Source organism: Streptomyces sp. NPDC048825 (assembly GCF_043198355.1).
Classification (GTDB): domain Bacteria; phylum Actinomycetota; class Actinomycetes; order Streptomycetales; family Streptomycetaceae; genus Streptomyces; species Streptomyces xiangluensis.
Genome location: NZ_JBICUR010000001.1, coordinates 813,332 through 838,126, shown reverse-complemented (window position 1 = coordinate 838,126; position 24,795 = coordinate 813,332). Strand labels below are relative to the sequence as shown.

General features: G+C 70.3%; 19 protein-coding genes. 10 read left to right on the top strand and 9 right to left on the bottom strand.

Annotation, left to right across the window (positions count from 1 at the left end; translation table 11 throughout):
- The first annotated feature begins 40 nt into the window (after nucleotides 1–40).
- The 6 genes from ACGFNK_RS03830 (at nucleotide 41) to ACGFNK_RS03805 (ending at nucleotide 9,795) form a co-directional block, all read left to right on the top strand.
- A complete protein-coding gene (locus ACGFNK_RS03830) occupies nucleotides 41–1,414 on the top strand; it encodes a phytase (protein WP_393411592.1) in 1,374 nt (457 codons plus the stop codon).
- 121 nt (nucleotides 1,415–1,535) lie between these two features.
- On the top strand, nucleotides 1,536–2,324 hold the full coding sequence (locus ACGFNK_RS03825; protein ID WP_393411589.1) for a phosphatase: 789 nt from the start codon (nucleotides 1,536–1,538) through the stop codon (nucleotides 2,322–2,324).
- Between the two features lie 465 nt (nucleotides 2,325–2,789).
- Nucleotides 2,790–3,815, top strand: a complete 1,026-nt coding sequence (locus tag ACGFNK_RS03820; protein ID WP_393411587.1) for an esterase-like activity of phytase family protein — start codon at nucleotides 2,790–2,792, stop codon at nucleotides 3,813–3,815.
- 76 nt (nucleotides 3,816–3,891) lie between these two features.
- Entirely contained in the window at nucleotides 3,892–7,614 is a 3,723-nt protein-coding gene (locus ACGFNK_RS03815) for an ABC transporter ATP-binding protein (RefSeq protein WP_393411584.1), read from the top strand.
- Nucleotides 7,615–7,714: 100 nt separating this feature from the next.
- Nucleotides 7,715–8,107 (top strand): hypothetical protein, encoded by a 393-nt coding sequence (locus ACGFNK_RS03810; RefSeq protein ID WP_393411582.1) that lies wholly within the window; start codon nucleotides 7,715–7,717, stop codon nucleotides 8,105–8,107.
- 233 nt (nucleotides 8,108–8,340) lie between these two features.
- Entirely contained in the window at nucleotides 8,341–9,795 is a 1,455-nt protein-coding gene (locus ACGFNK_RS03805) for a S28 family serine protease (RefSeq protein WP_393411580.1), read from the top strand.
- 51 nt (nucleotides 9,796–9,846) lie between these two features.
- On the opposite strand, the gene ACGFNK_RS03800 is transcribed toward ACGFNK_RS03805, so the two are convergent.
- From ACGFNK_RS03800 to ACGFNK_RS03770, 7 genes are all read right to left on the bottom strand, one after another.
- Nucleotides 9,847–10,482, bottom strand: coding sequence for a hypothetical protein (locus ACGFNK_RS03800; RefSeq protein ID WP_393411578.1), 636 nt, complete (start codon nucleotides 10,480–10,482; stop codon nucleotides 9,847–9,849).
- Between the two features lie 193 nt (nucleotides 10,483–10,675).
- Entirely contained in the window at nucleotides 10,676–12,493 is a 1,818-nt protein-coding gene (locus tag ACGFNK_RS03795) for a glycoside hydrolase family 3 protein (protein ID WP_393411576.1), read from the bottom strand.
- A 549-nt stretch (nucleotides 12,494–13,042) separates the two neighbouring features.
- Nucleotides 13,043–13,690, bottom strand: a complete 648-nt coding sequence (locus tag ACGFNK_RS03790; RefSeq protein ID WP_393411573.1) for a Rid family hydrolase — start codon at nucleotides 13,688–13,690, stop codon at nucleotides 13,043–13,045.
- Nucleotides 13,687–15,288 carry a flavin monoamine oxidase family protein gene (locus tag ACGFNK_RS03785; protein WP_393411571.1) on the bottom strand — a complete coding sequence of 534 codons (1,602 nt, stop codon included), beginning with the start codon at nucleotides 15,286–15,288 and terminating at the stop codon, nucleotides 13,687–13,689. The genes ACGFNK_RS03790 and ACGFNK_RS03785 overlap by 4 nt, the downstream gene beginning before the upstream one ends.
- 201 nt (nucleotides 15,289–15,489) lie before the next feature.
- The gene (locus tag ACGFNK_RS03780) at nucleotides 15,490–16,290 is read right to left on the bottom strand and encodes a sugar phosphate isomerase/epimerase family protein (RefSeq protein WP_393411569.1); all 801 of its coding nucleotides are present in this window, start codon (nucleotides 16,288–16,290) and stop codon (nucleotides 15,490–15,492) included.
- Nucleotides 16,291–16,330: 40 nt separating this feature from the next.
- Nucleotides 16,331–17,263 (bottom strand): GNAT family N-acetyltransferase, encoded by a 933-nt coding sequence (locus tag ACGFNK_RS03775; protein ID WP_386352613.1) that lies wholly within the window; start codon nucleotides 17,261–17,263, stop codon nucleotides 16,331–16,333.
- Nucleotides 17,264–17,763: 500 nt separating this feature from the next.
- Complete coding sequence (locus ACGFNK_RS03770; RefSeq protein ID WP_393411567.1) at nucleotides 17,764–18,813, bottom strand: LacI family DNA-binding transcriptional regulator; 1,050 nt, start codon at nucleotides 18,811–18,813, stop codon at nucleotides 17,764–17,766.
- Between the two features lie 179 nt (nucleotides 18,814–18,992).
- Here ACGFNK_RS03770 and ACGFNK_RS03765 point away from each other — a divergent pair, with 179 nt between their 5' ends.
- The 4 genes from ACGFNK_RS03765 to ACGFNK_RS03750 all read left to right on the top strand — a co-directional run bounded on the left by ACGFNK_RS03765 (nucleotide 18,993) and on the right by ACGFNK_RS03750 (nucleotide 23,150).
- Nucleotides 18,993–20,144: a Gfo/Idh/MocA family protein gene (locus ACGFNK_RS03765; RefSeq protein ID WP_393411565.1), complete on the top strand. Its 1,152-nt coding sequence runs from the start codon at nucleotides 18,993–18,995 to the stop codon at nucleotides 20,142–20,144.
- Nucleotides 20,141–21,292, top strand: a complete 1,152-nt coding sequence (locus ACGFNK_RS03760) for a dihydrodipicolinate synthase family protein (protein ID WP_393411563.1) — start codon at nucleotides 20,141–20,143, stop codon at nucleotides 21,290–21,292. Before ACGFNK_RS03765 ends, ACGFNK_RS03760 begins: the two co-directional genes overlap by 4 nt.
- A 26-nt stretch (nucleotides 21,293–21,318) precedes the next feature.
- Complete coding sequence (locus ACGFNK_RS03755) at nucleotides 21,319–22,116, top strand: sugar phosphate isomerase/epimerase family protein (protein ID WP_393411561.1); 798 nt, start codon at nucleotides 21,319–21,321, stop codon at nucleotides 22,114–22,116.
- Nucleotides 22,117–22,298: 182 nt separating this feature from the next.
- Nucleotides 22,299–23,150, top strand: a complete 852-nt coding sequence (locus ACGFNK_RS03750) for an MBL fold metallo-hydrolase (RefSeq protein WP_393411558.1) — start codon at nucleotides 22,299–22,301, stop codon at nucleotides 23,148–23,150.
- 206 nt (nucleotides 23,151–23,356) lie between these two features.
- On the opposite strand, the gene rbsD is transcribed toward ACGFNK_RS03750, so the two are convergent.
- The gene (rbsD, locus tag ACGFNK_RS03745; protein WP_393411556.1) at nucleotides 23,357–23,749 is read right to left on the bottom strand and encodes a D-ribose pyranase; all 393 of its coding nucleotides are present in this window, start codon (nucleotides 23,747–23,749) and stop codon (nucleotides 23,357–23,359) included.
- A complete protein-coding gene (locus ACGFNK_RS03740; protein ID WP_393411554.1) occupies nucleotides 23,746–24,738 on the bottom strand; it encodes a ribokinase in 993 nt (330 codons plus the stop codon). The genes rbsD and ACGFNK_RS03740 overlap by 4 nt, the downstream gene beginning before the upstream one ends.
- Between the last annotated feature and the right edge of the window lie 57 nt (nucleotides 24,739–24,795).

Genomic DNA, 24,795 nt, shown 5'->3' with positions numbered 1-24,795 from the left:
GCAGCGTCGCAATTGACTTGCCCCTGACAGAGGAGCCCTCATGGAAGCCTCCAGACTGCCCCGGTCCCACCGGGCCGGCCGCGCCCGTGTGCCCGCCGTACTCGCCGCCCTGCTGCTAGCCGGCTCCGCCCCGGTCGCGTTGGCCGACTCGGGGGCGCAGCCGGTCGCGGTCACCGCGGCCGTGGAGACGCCGGCGGTGTACGACGACGAGGCCGGCGGTGACGCCGACGCGGACGACCCGGCGGTGTGGGTGGACCCCGCCGCCCCCGCACGCAGCATCGTTGTGGGAACGCTCAAGAACGCCGGCCTCGACGTGTACGGGCTGAACGGGCAGCGGCTGCAGCACATCGCCGCCCCGGCCGCGCCGGGCCCGGACGCCGAGGCGGGGCGCTTCAACAACATCGACGTCGTCTACGGCTTCGACCTCGGCGGGAAGAAGACCGACCTGGCACTCGTGAGCGACCGGGGCCGGGACCGGATCCGGATCTACGCCATCGACCCGAAGGCCGTCGCCGAGGGCCGCCCCCCGCTGACCGACGTCACCGCCGCCACGGTGCCCCCGGTGTTCTCCGCCTCGGAGACGGCCGTGGACGAGCAGCGCACCGCCTACGGCCTGGCCGCATACGTCGATGACGGCGACGTGTACATCGTGGTCAGCCGCCGCTCCGAGACCCGGCTGAAGCTCCTCAAGCTGACCGCGAGCAACGGCAAGGTCGGCTACGGCACCGCGGACACCCTCGACATCCCCGGCACGTTCACGTTGCCCAACGGCACGCGGTGGACGCCGTGCGCCGACCCGGGTGACCGTGCGCAGTTCGAGGGCATGACCGTCGACCAGGAGACGCACACGCTGTACGCGGCCCAGGAGGACGTCGGCCTGTGGCGGATCCCTCTGGACGACGCGGAGTTCGAGAAGCCGGCCCTTCTCGACAAGGTCCGTGAGTACGGCGTCCCGTGGACGTACGACACGGCGGAGGAGGAGTGCGTGATCGACACGGCGAACGACCCCGGCTACGGCGGCACTCATCTGTCCGCCGACGCCGAGGGCATCACCGTGTACCACGCGGCTGACGGCAAGGGCTACGTCCTCGCCTCCAGCCAGGGCGACAACACCTTCGCCGTCTACCGCCGCGAGGGCAGCAACGCCTACGTGGGCCAGTACGAGATCACTGACGGCCCGGCGGCCGACAGCGTGCAGGAGTCGGACGGCGCCACCGTGGTCAACGTCCCGCTGGGCGGGGCGTTCCCCAAGGGCCTGCTGGTCACGCACGACGGGCACGCGGCCCCCGAGGACGGCGACCGCGACGCCACGAACTTCAAGTTCGTCCGCTGGGACGCGCTGGCCTCGGCCTTCCCCACGCCGTTGACCGTCGACACGGAGTCCTTCGACCCGCGTGAGTCCGACGACGACTGACCGACAGTAGTGTCACCCGCGGTCCGGTCACGGGCCGCGGGTGACGAACACCACGTGACCCCCCGTCCCAGGCTGCGCAACACGAGTTCGCCACGCGGAGCGCACCGGCAGAATAGGGGCCATGCCGATACCCGGGACCCCCAGCCGCGCCGAGCTCGTCGACCACCTCGTACGGACGCGTATCGCGGGCGATGTCGCCACCCCCCGCGAGAACAACCTTTCCCACTACCGCAAACTGTCGAACGGCGACCGCAACTTCTGGCTCGGCCTTGAGCTCGGTGACCGCTGGACCGACGAGCAGGACGTGCTCGCGGTGATGGCGGAGCGTTGCGGAGTGAACGACGACCCGGAGTACCGCCACGGGCAGGACACCATCGATCCGGAGCTGACGGTCGATGCCCTTGACCGGATGGCGTCACGGCTGCGGAAGGCGGCGGCCGGGCAGCAGCGGGTGCTGTTCGCGACGGGGCATCCGGGCGGCTTGCTGGATGTGCACCGGGCGACGGCGGCGGGGTTGCGTGCCGCCGGGTGCGAGATCGTGGTGATCCCGGACGGGCTGCAGACGGACGAGGGGTACGTCATGCAGTTCGCGGATGTGGCGGTCCTGGAGCAGGGGGCCACGCTCTGGCACACGCATTCCGGTGAGCCGATGCGGGCCATCCTGGCGGGGCTCGAGCGCGAGGGCCGGCCGCTGCCGGATCTGGTCGTCGCCGACCACGGCTGGGCGGGTTTCGCCGGCCAGCAGGGCATCGACTCCATGGGGTACGCCGACTGCAACGACCCCGCGCTGTTCCTCGCGGAATCCGAGGGCACGCTCCAGGTGACGATTCCCCTGGACGACCACGTCACGAGTCCTCGGCACTATGACCCGATGACGGCTTATCTGCTGGATGCGGCGGACTTGGCGTAGCAGGGGGTTCGCCCCCGCCGCCCCTACCCGTCCCATGCCGGGGCCGGCCCTGGGCCCCGCTGGGGGCTGCGCCCCCAGACCCCCATCGGCCTGGCGGCCTCGCCCTCAAACGCCGGACGGGCTGAAAATCAGCCCCTCCGGCGTTTGAGGAGCGGGGGTCCGGGGGCTGGCCCCCGCAGCGGGGTCCGGGGCGCAGCACCGAGGGGGTCCAGGGGCGGAGCCCATGGTGGGGTCGGGGGCGGAGCCCATGGTGGGGTCGGGGGCGGAGCCCATGGTGGGGTCGGGGGCGGAGCCCCAGCGGGGTCCAGGGGCGGAGCCCCTTGGTATGGGACGGGTAAGGGCGGCGGGGGCGAGACAAACCCGAGCCGCCCCCCTTGCGCAACGAGCGGCATCTGAACGCAGCAGGGAGAACTGTTCACGCTATTTCCGTCTCCCTCTCAACCACCCCCGCCCTACCGTGATCCCATGCGCTTGAGATCCATACTCGCGACCCTCACCGCCGGCCTGACCGCGGCCACCTGCCTCACCGCCGCCGGGCCCGCCGGAGCCGCAGCCGCTCCCCGGAACGCCTGTTCGCCCTCCGTCTCCATCGACGGGTTTTCCGACGCCCTCGACAAGACGACGTACGAGGGCTCCTACGTCGGTAACTTCTCCGCGCTCGCCGTCGACCGGGACGGCAAGCTCGCCGCCCTCTCCGACCGGTCATCCCTCTTCACCCTGGACCCGAAGACGCTCCAGCCCCGCTCCGTCGTCGCGCTCGCGGATGAGAACAAGGCCGCGCTCGACTCCGAGGGGCTGGCCGTCGAGCGGGACGGTACGCGGCTCGTGTCGTCCGAGGGGGAGCCGGCGGTCCGTCGGTACGGGCGGGACGGCGCGATCCTGGGCCGCCTCCCCGTGCCGAACGACCTTCGCGTCGCCCCCGCCGGGCGTGCCGCCACCAACCAGACCTTCGAAGCCCTGACCCTCCTCAACGGCGGCCGCACCCTGCTGGCCGGCATGGAGGGCTCCCTTTCCGGTGACACCCCGGGCATCGTCCGCTTCCAGACCTGGCACCGCCACGGCTCCCAGGACTTCCGCCTGGCCGCCCAGTACGGCTATCGCGCAGACACCGGGCTCGGCGTCGTCGAGACCACCGCGACCCCCGACGGCCGCCTCCTCGTCCTGGAACGCGGCTTCACGTCGGGTGTCGGCAACACGGTCCGCCTCTACGCCGCCGACCTCCGCCGCGCCACGGACACGAGCGGCGTCGAGAACCTGACCGGCCAGAACGACGTACGCCTGGTCAGGAAAACCCTCCTCGCCGACCTCGTGAACTGCCCCACCCTCGGCGCCACCGCCAAGCAGCCCCAGCCCAACCCCCTCCTCGACAACATCGAGGCCATGACCGTCACCGGCCACCGCCACGGCCGCCTCAAGGTCCTCCTGGCCAGCGACGACAACCAGAACACGGCGCAGATCACCCGCTTCTACTCCTTGCGCGTACGCCTCTGACTATTGCGGAGGGATGAAATCCGGTTCCGATCGCGTTGGTGCCTTCCGGCGGACAAGGATCTCGGGAGGCACCGGCGTGGCAGCGCAACAGGGGGAGACGAGCAGCTGGGCGCGGCGGCTCGCCGGATACGCGTGGCGGTATCCGAAGGACGTCGTGCTCGCGCTCGGCTCCTCGCTCGCCGGTATGGCGGTCTTGGCGCTGGTCCCGCTCGTCACCAAGGTGATCATCGATGACGTCATCGGGGACAAGAGCCGGGACATGGCCCCGTGGGCAGGCGCCCTCATCGGTGCGGCCCTCCTCGTGTACGTCCTCACGTACATCCGGCGCTACTACGGCGGCCGACTCGCCCTCGACGTCCAGCACGACCTGCGGACCGAGATGTACAAGGCGATCACCCGGCTCGACGGACGGCGGCAGGACGAGCTGTCGACCGGGCAGGTCGTGGGCCGGGCGACCAGCGACCTCCAGCTGATCCAGAGCCTGCTGTTCATGCTCCCGATGACCATCGGGAACGTGCTGCTCTTCCTGATCTCCCTCGGGATCATGGCCTCGCTGTCCTTGCCGCTCACCCTCGTAGCGCTGGCCGTCGCCCCCGCTCTGTGGTTCATCGCCAAGCACAGCAGCACCCGGCTGCACCCCGCCACCTGGTACGCGCAGGGCCAGGCCGCCGCCGTCGCGGGAGTCGTCGACGGCGCCGTCAGCGGCGTACGCGTGGTGAAGGGGTTCGGGCAGGAGGACCAGGAGACCGGGAAGCTGAGAGAGGTCGGGCGGCGGCTCTTCGCGGGGCGGCTGCGGACCATCCGGCTGAACGCCCGCTACACCCCGGCACTGCAGGCCGTGCCCGCGCTCGGGCAGGTCGCGATGCTCGCGCTGGGCGGCTGGCTCGCCATACGCGGGCACATCACGCTCGGTACGTTCGTCGCCTTCTCGACCTATCTCGCCCAGCTCGTCGGACCCGTCCGCATGCTGGCCATGGTGCTCACCGTCGGTCAGCAGGCCCGCGCCGGTGCGGAGCGCGTCCTTGAGCTGATCGACACCGAGCCGTCCATCGAGGACGGCACGAAGCCGCTGCCGGCCGACGCGCCCGCGACCGTCGAGTTCGACGATGTGAGCTTCGGGTACGCCGACGCCTCGCAACCCGTTCTGGACGGGCTCAGCTTCGAGATCCGGCCGGGTGAGACCCTCGCGGTCGTCGGCTCCTCGGGGTCCGGCAAGTCGACGGTCTCCCTGCTCCTTCCGCGCTTCTACGACGTCACGCGCGGCGCCGTCCTCGTCGGCGGCCACGATGCGCGCGAGCTGACCCTCGAATCACTGCGCGCCGCGATCGGGCTCGTCCCCGAGGACTCCTTCCTCTTCTCGGACACCGTGCGCGCCAACATCGCCTACGGCCGCCCCGACGCCACTCAGGAGGAGATCGACGCCGCCGCGCGGGCCGCACAGGCGGACCGGTTCATCGACGAGCTGCCCGACGGGTACGACACCAAGGTCGGCGAGCAGGGCCTGACCCTCTCCGGCGGGCAGCGCCAGCGCGTCGCCCTCGCCCGCGCGATCCTCACCGACCCGCGCCTGCTGGTCCTGGACGACGCGACCTCGGCCGTGGACGCCCGCGTCGAGCACGAGATCCACGAGGCGCTCAAGCACGTCATGGAGGGCCGTACGACCCTCCTCATCGCCCACCGCCGTTCCACGCTCAACCTCGCCGACCGCATCGCCGTCCTCGACGGCGGACGCCTCGCCGACATCGGTACGCACGAAGAGCTCCAGCAGCGCTCGCCCCTGTACCGGCGGCTGCTCACCGACCCGGACGAGCTGGGCGGCGTCTCGCCGGGGCACACCCAGCCCGCCTGCCCCGTCGAGGACACGTCCGTACGGGACGAGCTGGACGCCGAGTTCGATGCCGAGCGCGGGATCACGCCCAAGCTGTGGACCGGCGACCGTGAGCCCCGGGACGCGGCCATGGACGGGATGCCGGCGACACCCGAACTCCTCGCCCAGGTCGAGGCGTTGCCCCCGGCGGACGACAAGCCCGGCATCGACGAGGCGCGGGCGGTCACCCCGGAGGAGTCGTACGGCCTGAGACGACTGCTGAGAGGCTTCGGGCTCCCCCTCCTGGTCAGCCTCGGCCTCGTCGCCGTCGACGCGGGCATGGGCCTGCTGCTGCCGATCATGATCCGGAACGGAATCGACGACGGTGTCACCAAGGTCGCCGAGGGCGCGGTGTGGACGGCCTCCCTGCTGGCCCTGCTCACCGTGATCGTCCAGTGGGCGGCGCAGACCGGTGAGATCCGCATGACCGGACGTACGGGCGAAAGGGTCCTGTACGCGCTCCGGCTGAAGATCTTCGCGCAGCTCCAGCGGCTCGGACTCGACTACTACGAGCGGGAGTTGACGGGCCGGATCATGACCCGGATGACGACCGACGTGGACGCTCTGTCGACGTTCCTGCAGACGGGACTCGTCACCGCCTTCGTCTCGGTGGTCACCTTCTTCGGCATCATGGTCGCGCTGTTCGTGATCGACATCCAGCTCGCGCTCGTCGTCTTCGCCACGCTGCCGCCGCTGATCATCGGCACGGTCTTCTTCCGCCGGGCGAGTGTGAAGGCGTACGAACTCGCCCGTGAGCGCGTGTCCGTGGTGAACGCGGACCTTCAGGAGTCGGTGGCGGGACTGCGGATCGTGCAGGCGTTCCGGCGTGAGCGGGGCGGCCGGGAGCGGTTCGCGGCAGGCAGCGACAGCTATCGCCAGGCGCGGATCCGAGGGCAGTGGCTGATTTCGGTGTACTTCCCCTTCGTGCAGCTCCTCTCGTCGGCCGCGGCGGCCGCGGTGATCATCGTGGGCGCGGGGCGGATCGACGCGGGGACGCTCAGCACCGGTGCGCTGGTCGCGTATCTGCTCTACATCGACCTGTTCTTCGCCCCCGTGCAGCAGCTCTCGCAGGTCTTCGACGGCTATCAGCAGGCGACCGTCTCGCTGGGCCGCGTCCAGGAACTCCTCCAGGAGCCGACCTCCACCAAGGCCGCCGACGCGGCACGCGAGGTGCCGTCCCTGCGGGGCGACGTCGCCTTCGAGGACGTCGACTTCGCGTACAACGACAATGAAGAGGCGCTCAGCGGGGTCTCCCTGCGCATCCCCGCCGGGCAGACCGTGGCCTTCGTCGGCGAGACGGGCGCGGGCAAGTCGACGCTGGTCAAGCTGGTCGCCCGGTTCTACGACCCGACGGGCGGGCGGGTGACCGTCGACGGCACGGATCTGCGCGCGCTGGATCTCACCTCGTACCGGCACCGTCTGGGCGTCGTCCCCCAGGAGGCGTACCTCTTCCAGGGCACGGTCCGGGACGCCATCGCGTACGGCCGCCCGGACGCCACCGACGCCGAGGTGGAGGCCGCCGCCCGCGCGGTCGGCGCACACGACATGATCGCCACGCTCGACGGCGGCTACCTCCACGAGGTCGCCGAGCGAGGCCGTAACCTCTCCGCCGGGCAACGCCAGTTGATCGCCCTCGCCCGCGCCGAACTCGTCGACCCGGACATCCTCCTGCTCGACGAGGCCACCGCCGCCCTCGACCTGGCCACCGAGGCCCAGGTCAACCAGGCCACCGACCGCATCGCGGGCCGCCGCACCACGCTCGTGGTCGCCCACCGTCTGACGACGGCGGCCCGTGCGGACCGGGTCGTGGTCATGGACCACGGCCGGGTGGCGGAGGACGGCACGCACGAGGAACTCCTCGAACGGGGCGGACGGTACGCCGAGTTGTGGCGCATGTTCGTCGGGGAGCCCGCCACAGTCCCGCTGTCGTAGCGTCGTAGTCTTTCTTCCGCCTTTCTTCCGCCAAGCAACCAGACGGCCTCCGTCATGCGTCCGTAGACGGAGTACGCCGATTGCTGCGGGAGGAACAACAGTGGACAAGAGCGCGATACGCCGTCATATGGCGCTCGGTGTGGCTGTACTGACCGCTTCCGGACTGCTGTCCCTCGCGGGCCCGGGCACGGGCACCGCGGAGGCGGCGGCGCTCTGCGCCGGCCGCCAGGTCCGTACGCTGCCCTTCTCCACCGGATCCGTCCAGATCTACAAGAAGCGCGGGTACGTCTGCGCGGTGACCATCCGCAAGAGGCAGGGTGCCCGCACGTACATGTCCGTGAGCGTCCGGGCGGCCCGTGCCCGGCCGGCCGTCGACAAGGGGCGTTTCACGCACCATGCCGGCCCGGTGACCGTGCACGTCGGCCACCGTTGCGTCTTGGTGAAGGGCACCGTCGGCTCGGGCTCGGTGAGCTCGGGCTGGATCCTCTGCTGAAGTCCGGCGCGATACCGCGATCCTGAACAGAGGCCGCAGGCCTCTGTTCAGGGGCACGGGGCTGTGACATATGCGGCTCCGCCGCGGGGCACGACCAGCCATGGCGGAGCCGCAGCTTCGAATCCCACTCCCAGCAGAGCATTTCTGTCCGGAATGCGTCCAACATCCCCTGGTGTCAACGGAGTTGCTCCGCTAGGTTCCGGCGGACATCTGTGTTTTCCAGGGGAGTGTGCATGCGCAAGACGCTCAGATGGCTGCTGTCGCTCGTGGTGCTCATAGGCACGGTGAGCACGGCCGGCGCGGCCACCGCCGCGCAGCCGGAGGCCGCCGGCACCCGCACCAGTGCCATAACGGACGACACCGCCGACATCAAGGACCGCCTTCTCGCGATACCGGGCATGAGCCTGATCGAGGAGAAGCCCTACGCCGGCTACCGCTACTTCGTCCTCAACTACACCCAGCCGGTCGACCACCGGCGCCCGTCCAAGGGCACGTTCCAGCAGCGCATCACGGTGCTGCACAAGGACACGGCCCGCCCGTCGGTGTTCTTCACCAGCGGCTACAACGTCTCGACGACGCCGCGCCGCAGCGAGCCGACCCAGATCGTGGACGGCAACCAGATCTCGATGGAGTACCGCTTCTTCACTCCGTCCCGCCCCGACCCGGCCGACTGGTCCAAGCTCGACATCTGGCAGGCGGCCAGCGACCAGCACCGTATCTTCAAGGCGCTGAAGAAGGTCTACGACAAGAAGTGGCTCTCCACGGGCGGCTCGAAGGGCGGCATGACCGCCACGTACTACGAGCGCTTCTATCCGCGTGACATGGACGGCGTCGTCGCGTACGTCGCCCCCAACGACGTGGTGAACAAGGAGGATTCGGCGTACGACCGGTTCTTCGCGGGCGTCGGCACCAAGGAGTGCCGCGACAAGCTGAACGCCGTGCAGCGCGAGGCGCTCGTACGCCGTGAGCCGCTGGAGAAGCGCTACCAGGAGTACGCGGCGGCCGAGGGCCTCACCTTCAACACCGTCGGCAGCCTCGACAAGGCGTACGAGGCCGTCGTACTCGACTACGTGTGGGGCTTCTGGCAGTACAGCCTGCTCGGCGACTGCGACACGATCCCGGCGGACGCCGCGAACGCCACCGACGACGAGATCTGGGGCACGATCGACACGATCGTCGGCTTCTCCGCCTACGCCGACCAGGGCCTGGAGCAGTACACGCCGTACTACTACCAGGCGGGTACGCAACTCGGGGCGCCCACCATCGAGTTCCCGCACATCGAGTCGGGGCTGATCCGCTACGGCTACCAGCCGCCGCGGAACTTCGTGCCGCGCGACATCTCCATGAAGTTCCAGCCGTGGGCGATGCGCGACGTCGACACCTGGGTCAAGCACAACGCCGAGCAGATGCTGTTCGTGTACGGCGAAAACGACCCGTGGGGCGCCGAGCCGTTCCACCTGGGCAAGGGCGCCCGTGACTCGTACATCTTCACGGCCCCCGGGGCGAACCACGGCGCCAATGTCGCCGGCCTCGTCGCCGACGAGAAGGCCCTCGCCACGGCCCGCATCCTGAAGTGGGCGGGCGTCGCCTCCGCCACGGTCCAGGAGGACCCGTCGAAGGCCAAGCCGCTGGCCAAGTACGACAGGAAGCTGGACAAGCACAGCGCGGAGCGCCAGCTGCGGCCGTAAAGCCGTAACTGCCCGGTCTGCTCCGACTTCCTTGCTGCGCCCGTCCGTTGATCACAGCGGGCGGGCGCAGCCCACCGGCTTCGGCCCGCCGAGCCGGACGTACAGGGCCGTCGGCGCAGGACACTCGGTACGCTTCTCGACCGCCGAAGTCACCTTGTACTCCGGCGACTTCTCGCCCTTGCCGTCGCACGCCGTCTCGCGGACCTCGCCCTCGCCCGCGCTGTAGACGCAGTCGCCGACGATCGTGCGCGGGCCTCCGCCGCCGCCAGGGTCGCCGGGATGCGGCTTCTCCAGATTGCGCATACAGGCGTACCCCTGCGGGACCGCGCCGTCGCCGTCCTCGTCCGCGGACGGCTTCTGTTCGCTGATGTGCAGCACGAAGTCCGTGGTGGCGGGGCACGCGGGGCCCTCGCTCACCTTGCCGTCGTGGCGCGCGACGACCCGAGCCGCCGCCCGCTCACTGCTGCACGGCACCTCGGTGAACGACGTGCGCCCGAACGAACTGCACTCGTCCACCCCCAGAAACTCCGCCCCGAACCCAACGGTCCGCGTCGGCGTCACCTGCCCGCTCTCGCCGAGCCGGCCCTCCCCGGAATCCGCGGATCCCGAAAGCCGCTCGCATCCGGTGAGCGCCGCCACCAGCATCAGCAGCGCGCACACCACCCACCCACACCGTGCCTTGTACATGATGCTCCCCCCGATACCCCCGCCCAGCGTGACCCGCCACAACGGGCCCACGCCAGACGTGCGGGGTGCTTTGCGTCTTTTGGGGGCGGTGCGCCGGGTGTGCGGCGTACGTGGCGTACGGCGGACTGTACAGCCGTACGTCGTCCGATGTCCGACAAGGGCCTGGTAACTCAGCCCGTTGTCCGACTAGGAGCTAGTAACTCAGCCCGTGCCCGATCGGATACAGCACCTGCGCCGGATCGTCCGCCCGCTGCACCGGCACCGGCAGCCTGCCCGCCGGTTCGATACGGCCCGCGATCACCCGGGCAGCGGCGCGCAGTTCGACGTCGGTCCAGGAGTACGTCGCCAAGCAGGCCTGAACGTCGGGCAGTTGCGCCACGTCGTACGGGTTGCGAACGGCCACCGCGACCACCGGGCGGCCGGTCGCGAGCAGTTCGCCGACGAGTGTCTTCTGCGAGCCGGCCGCCGTGACGTTGTACGTGCCGACGACCACCGCGTCCGCGTCCCGCGCCGCCGCCACGGCCTGCGCGATGGTCGCCGCGGAGGGAGCCGTACCGGTGGACAGCGCGGTGGCGGCGAAGCCCAGCTCCTTGAGCGCACCCGCGAGTACGGTCGTCGGCGGCCCGGTGGTCCCTGACGGGGAGGCGGGATCGGCGCCGACGACGAGCACCTTCTGATGCGTACGGCGCGAAAGTGGCAACAGACCGCCCGAGTTGACCAGCAGCGTCGTCGTACCGTCGGCGATCCGGTCGGCCGCCCTCCGGTGCGCCGGGATGCCGACGACGCGGTCGACGCCGCGATGGGACACGTACGGGTCCTTCAGCAGCCCCAGCTTCGACTTCAGCCGGAGGATGCGCAGGATCGACTCGTCGAGGCGGGCCTCGGTCAGCTCGCCGCCGCGTACGGCCGCCAGGACCGCGTTCCAGGCGACGTCCAGCTTCGGCGGGTTGAGCAGCTGGTCGACACCGGCCTTGAGCGCGAGCACCGGCACACGGTCGTCGCCGTACTTCGTGCGGACGCCCTCCATGCCGAGCGAGTCCGTCACCACCACTCCGTCGTAGCCGAGCCGTTCGCGCAGGATGCCGGTGAGGATCGGGCGGGAGAGCGTGGCCGGGTCGCCGGAGGGATCGAGCGCGGGAACCATGATGTGCGCGGTCATGATCGAGTCGATACCGGCGGCGATCGCGGCCCTGAAGGGCGGCGCGTCCAGCTCGGCCCACTGCGCTTCGGTGTGCTCGATGACCGGGAAGCCGTAGTGGCTGTCGGTCTCGGTGTCGCCGTGCCCCGGGAAGTGCTTGGCCGTGGCGGCCACCTCGGAGCTCTGGTAGCCCTTCACCTGGGCGGCGACCAGGGCGGCCACGGCCTGCGGATCGGCGCCGAAGGAGCGTACGCCGATGACCGGGTTGGCCGGGTTCACGTTCACGTCGGCGACCGGCGCGTAGTCCTGCCGGATGCCCATCGCGCGCAGCTCGGCGCCGCCGATCTGCCCGGCCCTGCGGGCATCGGACCGCGAGCGGCCCGCGCCGAGCGCCATCGCGCCCGGCAGAAGCGTCGCGGGCTTGCCCACGCGGGCGACGATGCCGTGCTCCTGGTCGGTGGAGATGAGCACGGGCAGCCCGCGGGGCAGTTCCAGCGAGGCCTTCTGGATGCCGTTGCTGAGGTCCGCGATCTGGTGCGGGTCACGGGTGTTGTGCGCCCAGGCGAAGTAGATGATCCCGCCCACGTGATACTTGGCGATCAGCTCGGCGGCGGTCCGTACACCGATCTCTTTGAGGTTCGCGTCGATGTCGGCCTGCTCGGGCGCGGTCGCCGAGTGCCCGTACACCCGCATCACGAAGAGCTGGCCGACCTTCTCTTCAAGAATCATACGGGAGATGAGAGCGCGCAGCCGCCTGTCGTGGCCGTCCGCCCGGGCGGGGGTCTGGCCGATCGCGACGGCCGCCGCCGTGCCCGCCGTGGCGGCGAGCAGCGTACGTCTGGAGGTGCCGGACTTCCTCGTGCGTTCGTACACGTGCGCTCCTTCCGGAGAGGGCCCGAGGGGGCCCGTGGAGGGGCGAGTATGAAGGAAACTTCCGAGAAGTCACGGATATCCGGGAACTTTCTGCCAGTCAAGAGCGCGCGCCACTAGAGATGTCCGGCGCGGCACCGCGCCCCCTGAAGGAGACCCGCAGGCCTTCCTTCAGGGGGCGCGGAGAACTGCGCGACCGGCCACAACGAATCCGCGGGTTCAACTGTGCTTCCAGCGGAGTGCTCGAACGAAAGTGGCCCCAAGAGGGGCCGTCATCGGCGCTGTTGGAGGGGGGCGCGCCGATGACGGCATGCTGCCGGCCGCAGGCGGTTGGAGAGGGTGGGTCAGCGATCGCAGCCAGCAGCGAGGGCCGACACCGCGCAGCGGAGACTCATCCGGCAGCCTGCGCATTGGACGGGCGGTGGCGCGGATGGGTTCCCCGGATCGGGCCGATTCCCGGAAATTGGTACGGGGGTGCACCACCGTGTCCGATGGGGTCGCTGCGGCGCTGTTTTGGGCCGTGGCGCCGCAGCGAACCTGTGAACTCGCCGATCAACGCTTCTTGTCGTACGTCGCCGTCACCTCGACCTCCACGAGCCACCCCGGCACCGCCAGCGAGGCGACCTCCATCGTCGCCCGCGCCGGGCGGGCCTTGTTGGCGAGCAGCGGCGGCTTGGGGGCAGAGGTGCCCATGGGTACCGGCACGACCTGGAGCGACTTCAGGTCGATGTTGGCGAAGTACTGGCGGTATGCGCGGTTCCAGCCCGCGTAGTCGGCGATCGGGGCGCCCGGCGGCTTCATCAGGTATGCCTTCATCGTGATGACGTCGGCCGGTTTCACGCCCGCGGTCTCGAGGTTGGTCTTGATGTTCCTCAGGACGACGAGTGCCTGTGCCTCGGTGATCGTGACGCCCTGCGCCCCTTCGGTGAGGGCGGGGTCGGTGTAGCGCTCGGGCGTGCCCTCCGGCGCGGCCGGGTTCAGCGCGGACGGGCCGAGACCGCTGCTCTGGTAGACGGCGACTTCCCCGCCCGTCGCCACGCCGTTCGCGATGGCCGGGTTGGACTGCCCCTCGGGCAGCATGACCCGTACCTCCTGCGGGCCCGGCGACCACCAGCCCTTGGCGCCCGCCAGCGTCGCCGAGCCGGTCAGCAGCGCCCCGGTCAGGGCCGTACCGACGAAAACCTTCGTACGCCGCTTCATCCGGCCATCACCCTCTCGTGGATCCCGGTCACGACCTTGCGTGCCGAGGTGAACGCTCCGTGCTGCCAGGCGATGACATGGCTGAGCCAGTCACCGGCGAAGTAGACGTGTCCCGCGGGCTGGTTGAGCAGCCTGTACTCGGGGCCGGTCTGTGAGGGCCAGCCGACCCAGCCCGCTTCGATGTGAGGCGTGCGGTGCCAGGCGACGCTGAAGGAGTTGTCGAGTTCGGTGCGGTACTTGTCGCCATGGATCTTCACGCCCCGGCTCACCGCCCGCTTCAGCCGCTCGGCGTGCGGCAGACCGCTGTACGCGACAGCGTTGTCACCGAAGTTGTAGTAGCCGATGAGCGTGCCGCGGCGGCCCTGATAGCCGTACGACGGGTACCAGATGGTGGCCAGGTCCGTGTCGGTCGGTGTGATGCCGCCGTAGATGTGCTCGTCCGTCTCCCACCAGCGGCTGCGGTACTCGAGCCCGATCTTGCCGACGGGGGTCGCGACGGGGTACTTCAGCGCCGCGGTGACGTCCGCTCCCAGGTTGTGCTTGATCCGGGCCATGACCATGGGCGGGACCGCCGCCACGACGAAGTCGGCGCGCCGGGTGCGGATACGGCCCTCGGCGTCCTCGTACGTGACCTCGGCGCCGTCCGGAAGGTTCTTGACCTCCATCGCCTTGGCGCCGTAGGTGATCCGGTCCTGGCCGATGGCCTTGGCGAGGGCGTACGGGATCGCGTCCATCCCGCCCACCGGCTGGAACATCAGCATGGCCTGGTCGTAGCCGAACTCGAAGGAGAAGCGCTGCCCGACGCCGCTCGCGACCACGTCAGACAGGGACGGCACCGGGCCGAGCACCGTGCCCGCCTCGAAGCCGGCTCCCGGTTCGACCGAGTAGCCGCGACGGTCGCTGCCGGTGTACGCGAAGCCGTCCGCCTTGCCCTTGATGGCGCCGAAGTTCTGCAGGAAGGCGATGAGCCCTTCCTTGTCGGCGGCGGTGAGTTCCCTGTCCAGGGCGCCCTGGTCGGTGGCCTTGGCGAGCAACTCGGAGACATAGCCGTAGACATCGGCCTTCGCCGTGCGCCAGCGGACCGGCTTGCCCGCGAGGGCGGCGCTCTTCTCGTGGTAGATGTACGCGTTGGCGTTCTGGTTGGTGAACACCTCGAGGGGAACGCCGAGTTCGCGGCAGTACTCGAGTGTGACGTGGGTCTGCGGCAGCCGGGCCGGACCCGCGTTCATGTACTGGCCTCTGGAGAACGCACCCTTTTGCGTACGCCCGTCCAGGTCGGTCAGCGTGGTGCCGCCGCGGACCGTCCAGTTGCGTCCGCCCGGGCGGTCCTTCGCCTCCAGGATCCGGCAGTCGTAGCCCGCCTTGCCCAGTTCGTACGCCGTCGCCAGGCCGGCTATGCCGCCGCCGAGTACCAGGACCTTCTTGCGGCTCCGTCCGGTGAGCGCGAAGTCGCCGCTCCGGGGCGCCCGGTACTCCTCGGCCCTCGCTTCGGGGACCGGCGCGAGCCCCAGGGCCCCCATCGCCGAGTACAGCATTCCGGCGCCGCCCGCGACCCCGACCGATCTCAGAAAGCCACGGCGAGATGCCTCTGCAACCATCAATTTCTCCTCGCCCGCAGCCCACGGCCGTGCCGGGCCGGGGCCGCATCGTTGGGTCAACCCGGCCCAGTGGGAGGTGAGTTGCGGGTGAGGCCGGAGTGCCCTACGAGCCTCCGCCAGAGGTGTTACAGGTGCATGCCAATGGCGTATACGGAGACGATCAGAGGAGCGGGGTGCGGTCGGAGCCCTGGTTGCCCAGGCTCACGCCGACTCGTTCAGCAACCGCGAAAGGTGCTCCCGGCCCGCCCCCAGCAAGCCCTCCAGCGGCGCAGCCGACTCGTACCAGCGCTTCTCGTACTCCCAGCACAGCCAGCCGTCCCAGCCCTCGCGGGAGAGGAGTTCCACGCACTCGGTGAGGGGGAGGACGCCCGAGCCGAGCGGCAGCGGGGTGGTGTCGTCGGCCGAGGCGATGTCCTTGACCTGGACGTAGCCGAGGTAGGGGGAGAGGGCCACATACGTCGAGCCGGGCTGTTCGCCGCCGAGCCAGGTGTGCATGACGTCCCAGAGGGCGCCGACGCGGGGATGGCCGACGAGGCCGAGGACACGGATCGCATCCGCGCCCGTGCGGTGCGAGTCGTGGGTCTCCAGGAGGATGCGTACGCCCAGATCGGCGGCGTACTCCGCTGCCGTGCCCAGCCGCCGCGCGGCCGTCGCGTCCGCTTCCTCCGGACTCTGGTCGGTTCCGCCGCCGGGGAAGACACGGATGAAGGGGGCGCCCAAGTCGCGGGCCAGCTCCAGGAGTTCGCGGATCTGCTGGAGTACGGGTTCGTCGTCGCCCGGTGCGGCCACGCGCGCGTACCCCGCAAGGCCCAGGATCTCGACGCCGGCCGCCTTGAACTCGGCGGCGACGTCGGCCCGTCGGCTCAGTTCGATACCGGGGTGGACCGGCTCCTCGGGGTGCGCGCGCAGCTCGACACCGTGGTAGCCGTGCGCGGCCGCGAGCCGCACCACGTCGGAGATGGGGAGTCCGGGAACGCCGAGAGTGGAGAAGGCCAACTTCATGCTGCGGACCCTACCTGCCGCCCCCGCATGCTGGGCAGACTCAGTCCTGTGCGCCGTGCAGGTCCAGGCGCCAGTCCTGGCCGACCAGGTCCACGCCGAAGGAGCGGTGCGGTTTCTCGGCGAGGAGGACGAAGCCGTGGCGCTGGTAGATCTTGCGGGCAGAGGTCAGTACGTCGTTCGTCCACAGGACCATCTCGCGGTAGCCGACACCCCGCGCGAACTCGATGCAGGCACGCACGAGCCGGTCGCCGATGCCGAGGCCGCGGGCGTCCGGTTCGACGAGGAGGAGCCGCAGACGTGCGGCGCCCGGCGCCTCGTCCCGTACGCACATCACGCAGCCCACCGCGCGGCCGTCCAGCTCCGCGATCCACACCCGCTCCAGATGCGGGTCGTGATCCTCCGCGAAGTCCGCGACGATCCGGGCGACCAGGCCCTCATAGTCCGTGTTGAACCCGTGCTCGGCGGCGTACAGCGCGGCGTTGCGCTGCACGATCCAGCCGAGGTCGCCGGGGCCGGGCTCCCGCAGGACGACGTCCTCGCCGCGCGGCGCACGGCCGTCGGACAGCACGTCCCGAATCGTGCGCATCGCCTCTACGAGCCGGGGCCGCTCGCCCGCCGGAACGGTCGCCAACAGCGACCCGACCGCCTCCTGCGACCGCTCGTCGAGCAGATCGGCCGCCTCACGCCCGTGCGGGGTGAGCGTGACGTGCCTCCGCCGGGTGTCCTTCTCGGACGGCACACGCTCGATCAGCCCGTCCTGCTCGAACTTCGCCAGAATCCGGCTCAAGTACCCGGCGTCCAACGACAGTTCGACACGCAGATCGGCGGCGTCCGTACGGGGAGAGTGCGCGAGCTCGTACAGCACACGGGCCTCGGTCAGCGTGTACGGGGCGTACAGCTGACGGCTGTAGTCCAGCGCGCCGATGACGTTCGTATAGAACCGGTTGAACGAGCGGATGTCCTGGATGGTCATGGCCCCACCTCAAGATGGTTGACTCAGTCAGAGATATCGCCATTCCGAGAGTAGGCCGCCTCCGGCTCCCCGTCCATGGATCGCCCACGGGGTGCCTCCGGCGGTTGGGCGGGTGGGTTCGTTGTTGAGTGCGGGTTGGGTGTGGCTGGTCGCGCAGTTCCCCGCGCCCCTTAGGTGCGTGGTGGGTCGGGGCCGCGGGCCGGTGCGTCAGCCCGTCGCCAACAGGGCATACGGCCCTTTGCTGATACAGGGCGGCAGGTGGGCCGAGACAGAACCTACGCGAGGGGCATACGACGCACCGGCCCACGTCCCCTCCCGCCGTGGGAGAGTGCCGGTTTCGTCGGGGCACAGGCTTTTGCTTCTAGGGGCGCGGGGAACTGCGCGACCAGCCACGACGGGCCTGCACTCGCCCCATGAACCGCACCCACCCTCCCGGTAGGCGCCCTGCTCAACCGCCGACGGCCCGCAGCTTCAAACCGCACTCCCAGCGGAGCGAGCCGTCACTCCTTGGGGACCCCCGTAGACCCTCGCACCATCAACTCCCCCCGCACCGTCACAATCCCCCCCTCCGGCGGCTCCTCCCGCTCCATGGCGATCCGCCCGGCCAGGGCCCCCGCCTCCGAGAGCGGCAACCGCACCGTCGTCAGCGCGGGCACCGCATCGACGCTGAAGGGAAGGTCGTCGAAGCCCACAACGGAGACGTCATCGGGGATACGAAGCCCGGAGTCGCGCAGAGCGGCACACGCGCCCAGCGCCACCGTGTCGTTCGCGGCGACAACGGCCGTCAACGACGGCTCACGGCGCAAGAGTTCGAGGGTCGCCTCGTAACCCGCCCGCCGGTCGTAGCGGCCGTGGACAGTCCACGCGGGCTCGTCGGGAATGCCGTGCGCGGCCAGCGCGGCCCGGTGACCTTCGAGACGGTGCCGCGTAGTCGTCCGCTCCTGAGGCCCCGCGATATACCCCATACGCCGATGCCCGAGCTCGATCAGGTGCTCGGTGAGCTCCCGCCCGCCCCCGCGGTTGTCGAACGTGAGCGCCACCGCCTCGGTGTCGGAAGGCGCAGGCGGACGCCCGCACAAGACAACCCGCGTCCCCGCGTCCGCCAGCTTCCGCAGCTTCGTCGCGACGGCCGCCGCATGCTCGGTGTTCTCGACGGCACCCCCGGTCAGTACGACCGCGGCAGCGCGCTGGCGCTGAAGGAGCGTGAGGTAGGTGAGCTCACGCTCCGGGGAGCCGCCCGTGTTGCAGACGACGCCCAGCCGCTCCCCGCCCGCGCGCCCGCCCGGCCCGCCGATCTCGGACTGGATCGCCGCCGCCATGATCCCGAAGAAGGGGTCGGCGATGTCGTTGACCAGGATCCCGACCAGGTCGGAGGTGGCGGCGGCCAACGCGCTGGCCGGGCCGTTCAGTACGTAGTCCAGCTCGTCCACGGCCCGCAGCACCCGCTCGCGGGTCGTCGCCGCCACGGGGTAGTTGCCGTTCAGCACGCGGGACACGGTGGCGGGCGAGACCTGCGCGCGAGCCGCCACGTCCGCCAGGGTCACGGTCATCTATCGTCCTCCGGTCAGGCATCTACTCGGGCATCTTCGTCGCATATCTCATCACCGCGCGGGGTTGTCCGATCCGCTGCACAGAGGCTAGCTTCTTCACATATAGAAAGCGCTTGCTGCAACGCTCACCTGTTCACTGTGGGGCGTACGCGGCGCAGGACGCGTACGAAGGGAATGACGTGACACGCAAGACGGTGCGCATCGCGATGAACGGCGTGACGGGACGCATGGGCTACCGCCAGCATCTTGTCCGCTCCATCCTCGCCCTGCGCGAACAGGGCGGCCTCGATCTCGGCGACGGCACCGTGCTGTGGCCCGAGCCGGTGCTCGTCGGCCGCCGCGAGCACGCGCTGAAGGCGCTCGCGGACCAGCACGGCCTCGAACACTGGTCCACCAGCCTCGACGCCGTACTCGACGACCCGGCCATCGACATCTACTTCGACGCACAGGTCACCTCCGCCCGCGAGGACGCCCTCAAGAAGGCGATCGAGGCCGGAAAGCACATCTACACCGAGAAGCCGACCGCAACCGGCCTCGAGGGTGCCCTGGAGCTGGCCCGGCTGGCCGCGGACAAGGGCATCAAGCACGGCGTCGTCCAGGACAAGCTGTTCCTGCCCGGCCTGCTCAAGCTGAAGCGCCTCATCGAGGGCGGCTTCTTCGGGCGGATCCTGTCCATCCGCGGTGAGTTCGGCTACTGGGTCTTCGAGGGCGACTGGCAGCCCGCCCAGCGCCCGTCCTGGAACTACCGCGCCGAGGACGGCGGCGGCATCGTCGTCGACATGTTCCCGCACTGGGAGTACGTACTCCACGAGCTGTTCGGCCGCGTCAAGTCCGTACAGGCGCTGACCGCGACCCACATCCCGCAGCGCTGGGACGAGCAGGGCAAGCCGTACGCCGCCACGGCCGACGACGCCGCGTACGGCATCTTCGAGCTGGAGAACGGCGCCATCGCGCAGATCAACTCCTCCTGGACCGTACGCGTCAACCGCGACGAACTCGTGGAGTTCCAGGTCGACGGGACCGAGGGCTCTGCCGTCGCGGGCTTGCGCAACTGCCGTGTCCAGCACCGCAGTTCAACGCCCAAGCCGGTGTGGAACCCGGACATCCCCGCCACCGAGGTCTTCCGCGACCAGTGGCAGGAGGTGCCCGACAACGCCGAGTTCGACAACGGATTCAAGGCGCAGTGGGAGCTGTTCCTCAAGCATGTGTACGCCGACGCGCCGTACCACTGGGACCTGCTCGCGGGCGCCCGCGGTGTCCAGCTCGCCGAGCTGGGGCTGAAGTCCTCGGCCGAGGGCCGCCGCTTCGACGTACCGGAGATCTCGCTGTGACGATCCAACTGCCCGGTGTGGACGGGGTGTTGAGGTCCTATACTCCGCGCACGGAACCGCTCGCCCTCACCACGGGCGCCCCGTTCAGCTCCCGTACGGTCTTCTCCGCCGCGCACGTCGTGGCCGACCCGTACGCCGACGTGTCCCCCGATTCGCCCGCGGCCGTCGACTGGGACGCCACACTCGCTTTCCGCCGGCACCTGTGGTCGCACGGACTCGGGGTCGCGGAGGCGATGGACACGGCTCAGCGGGGGATGGGGCTCGACTGGGCCGGGGCGGCCGAGCTGATCCGCCGCTCGGCCGCCGAGGCGAAGGCCGTCGGCGGTCTGATCGCGTGCGGGGTGGGCACGGACCAGCTCGCATCGGGCCCCCTGGCGGAGGTCCGGGCCGCGTACGAGGAGCAGCTCGCGCTCGTGGAGGGGACGGGCGCGCAGGCGATCCTCATGGCGTCACGGGCGCTGGCGGCGGTGGCCCGCGGCCCCGAGGACTATCTCGCCGTGTACGGCCATCTGCTGCGCCAGGCTGCCGAGCCGGTGATCCTGCACTGGCTGGGCCCGATGTTCGACCCGGCGCTGGAGGGCTACTGGGGCTCGTCCGACCTGGACGCGGCGACCGACACCTTCCTGGAGGTCATCGCCGCGCACCCCGACAAGGTCGACGGCATCAAGGTCTCCCTCCTGGACGCCCAGCGGGAGATCGACCTGCGCCGCCGTCTGCCGAAGGGAGTCCGCTGCTACACGGGCGACGACTTCAACTACCCCGAGCTGATCGCGGGCGACGACCAGGGCTTCAGCCACGCGCTGCTCGGCATCTTCGACCCACTGGGCCCGCTCGCGGCGGAAGCGGTACGGGTCCTCGACACGGGTGACGTGAAGGGTTTCCGTGAACTCCTCGACCCCACGGTCGAGTTGTCGCGCCACCTCTTCCAGACCCCGACCCGCTTCTACAAGACGGGCGTGGTCTTCCTGGCCTGGCTCGCCGGCCACCAGTCGCACTTCACGATGGTCGGCGGCCTCCAGTCCGCCCGCTCGCTCCCGCACTTCGCCCGCGCGTACGAACTGGCCGACGGGCTGGGCCTGTTCCCGGACCCGGCGCAGGCTGCGGCGCGGATGAAGAACCTGCTGTCGCTGTACGGGGTGGAACAGTGAGCCTGTCGCGTTTTTCCATCAACCAGATGACGGTCAAGCAGCTGTCTCTGCCCGAACTGGTCGACGCCTGCCTGGAGTTGGGCGTACCCGGCGTGGGCCTGTGGCGAGAGCCGGTTCAGTCGTACGGCGTGGAGGCTACGGCCAAGCTCATCCGTGACGCGGGCCTGACGGTCACGACCCTCTGCCGGGGCGGCTTCTTCACGGCGATCGACCCGGACGAGCGGGCGAAGGCGCTGGACGACAACAGGGCGGCCATCGACGAGGCGGCCACCCTCGGCACGGACACCCTGGTCCTGGTCTCGGGCGGCCTCCCGCCCGGCTCGAAGGACCTGCACGGGGCGAGGGAGCGCATCGCCGACGCGCTGGCCGCACTGGGCCCGTACGCCCAGGAGCGTGGCGTACGGCTGGCCATCGAGCCGTTGCACCCGATGTACGCCTCGGACCGCTGCGTGGTGTCGACCCTCACCCAGGCCCTCGACCTGGCGGAACGCTTCCCGGCGAACCAGGTCGGCGTGACGGTCGACACGTACCACATCTGGTGGGACGACCAGGCCCCCGCCCAGATCGCCCGAGCGGGCGCCACCGGCCGCATCCACACCTTCCAGCTGGCCGACTGGACGACCCCGCTCCCGGAGGGCGTCCTCACCGGCCGCGGTCAGATCGGCGACGGCGCGATCGACATGCGCGAGTGGAAGGGCTACGTCGAGGAGGCGGGCTACACCGGCCCCATCGAGGTCGAGCTCTTCAACACCGGCCTGTGGGCACGGGACGGCCGCGAGGTGCTGGCAGAGACGGCGGCATGTTTCGTGGAGCACGCCTCGTAAGGGGTGTGCGTGGAGCTGACGCGCGTGGGGCGCCCTGCGAGGGAAGGGGCGCCCCACGGGACGTCCACTGCCGACGGCTGCTCCTTGCGGTGGGCGCTTGTCTGCGTTTGACGACGGCCTGCCGTGGGGCTGGACTGGAATCACGGGTGCTGTGGCCGGACTCCGTTCTAGGGAGAGCAGCGATGACGACCATGGAAACCTTCAATCTTCTGCGGCCGTACCGGATTGCCGAGGAGACGTTCGTCATCCCGTGGGCCCTGGAAGCCCCGCCGGTCGGCCACTTCCCGATGAATTCGATGGTGATCCGGGGAGCCGAACCGGTGCTTGTGGACACCGGGGCACCAGCGGTGCGGGCGCAGTGGCTGGAGGCCGCGTGGTCCGTGGTGGATCCGTTGGACGTGCGGTGGATCTTCCTCACCCACGACGACCGTGACCACGCCGGCAACCTCTTGTCGGTCCTCGCTGAATGCCCGAACGCGACGCTGCTGACGACGTGGTTCTCGATCGGGCGCATGGCCGAGGAATGGGAGACGCCCATCAACCGGTGCCGCTTCATGATCGACGGCGATACGGTGGATGTGGGTGACCGAACGCTGGTGGCCAAGCGGCCGCCGTTGTACGACAACCCCACAACACGCGCCCTCTTCGACCCGAAGACCGATGTCCTGTGGGCGGTGGACACCTTCGCGACGAACGTGCCCACTCCCGTCCCCGAAATCGGCGACCTGTCCGCCGATGAATTTCGCGACGGCCAGTTCTTCGGTGGGCGCCTGGTCTCGCCCTGGGTCGCGTTGCTCGACGGCCAGAAGTTCCGGGCGGTGGTGGACGACTTCCAGCGGCTGGACGCCGAGGTCATCGCCGGCTGTCACTCGCCGGTGCTTCGCGGGCCGCAGACTGCGGAGGCGTTCGACCTTCTCCGCCGGCTTCCCGAGATTCCGGCATGGCCGGAGTTCACGCAGGCCGACCTCGACCAGTGGATGGCGGTCGCCGAGGGGTCGGTCCCGCCGGAACAGCCACGGCCATCGGCAACGTGACGGGTGTTCCCGCGTCTCCCGAAAAAATCTCCGGAGACCGTGCAACCCTCCGCCCACCCCGCGGGTCGTACTTGGCATCAGGGCTTCTGGAGGGGGGATCTGGGGGGATCCGCGGGGGTTCTGATGTTGGGGAGGGGTAGAACGAGGGGGCTCGGTCGACGGACCGGCCCCCTCGAAGCCTTTTCGGGGCTTTCTCGGCGTGCTTCCTAGAAGAAGACTCCGCAGTGCAGCAGCACGTTGGCGTACGGGCGGGCCTCGCCGGTCCTCACGATCAGGCGAGCGTTCGCCGAGTGGGCCTTCAGGTCGTCGTGGGAGACGTGCGTCAGGGCGACCGGGAAGCGGTCGGCCAGCAGGGCGGACGCCACCGGATTCGCGTCCCGTATTTCCTTTGCCGCCGTGGCCCTTTCCACGACCAGCTCCTCCAGCAGGCCCTCCAGAACCTCCGCGAAGGACGGCACCCCGGCTCGGAAAGCCAGGTCCACAACCCGCGGCCCGGCCGGGATGGGCATGCCGGCGTCGCAGATCAGTACGCCGTCACCATGGCCCAGTTCGGCTATCGCACCCGCGAGGTGACGGTTCAGGATTCCGGCCTTCTTCACTGCGACTCGCCTCGCGGGGACGTTCCGGGCGCGGTGCCCGACCCGTCTTTTCGGCCGGGGGTCCGGGGGTTGTCCCCCGGGATGGCACTGCACAGGGCGGCGACCTCCGAGGCGGTGGGGAACGAGGCCTGGGCGCCCTCCCGGGTGACCGCCACGGCGCCCACGCGTGCCGCATACCTCGCGGCTTCCGCCAGGGACTCCCCGAGCCCCAGCCGCCAGCCCAGCGCCGCTGTGAAGGAGTCGCCCGCACCCGTGGTGTCCACGGCGTCGACCTTCACGGACGGGACGTGGGTCTGCCCGGTGGCGTCCGCGACCAGCGCGCCGTCCCCGCCGAGGGTGACGACCACCGAACGCGGGCCGAGGGCGAGGAGCGCCTCGGCCCACTGAGAGGGCGTCGGGCCCGCATCAGCACCCAGCACCACCCGCGCCTCGTGCTCGTTCACGATCAGCGGATCGCAGGCCGCGAGCACCTCCTCCGGTAGTTCCCGCGGCGGCGACGGGTTGAGTACGAAGCGAGTGCCGGGCCGCAGGCTCCGCACCACCTCCACGACCGTCTCCAGCGGGATCTCCAGCTGGGCGGACACCACCTGGGAGGCCGTGAGGAGGGCAGCGGCGGCTCGCACGTCCGTGGGCGTCAGGCGCGCGTTCGCGCCCGGCGACACCACGATGCTGTTGTCGCCGGACGGGTCCACCGTGATCAGCGCGACCCCGGTGGGCGCCCCGCCCACGAGAACGCCCGCCGTGTCGACGCCGGCGTCCCGCTGCGAGTCGAGCAGCAGACGGCCGTGCGCGTCGTCGCCGACGCGGGCCAGCAGCGCCGTACGGGCCCCGAGGCGGGCGGCCGCGACCGCCTGGTTCGCGCCCTTGCCGCCCGGGTGGACGGCCAGGTCGGAGCCGAGGACGGTCTCCCCGGCGCCGGGGCGGCGCTCGACACCGATCACCAGGTCGGCGTTGGCCGACCCGACGACCAGCAGGTCGTAGTCGTACATCACTCTCTCCTTGTGCAGTTCCCCGTGAATCCCCGTGAATCCCCGTGAATCCCCGTG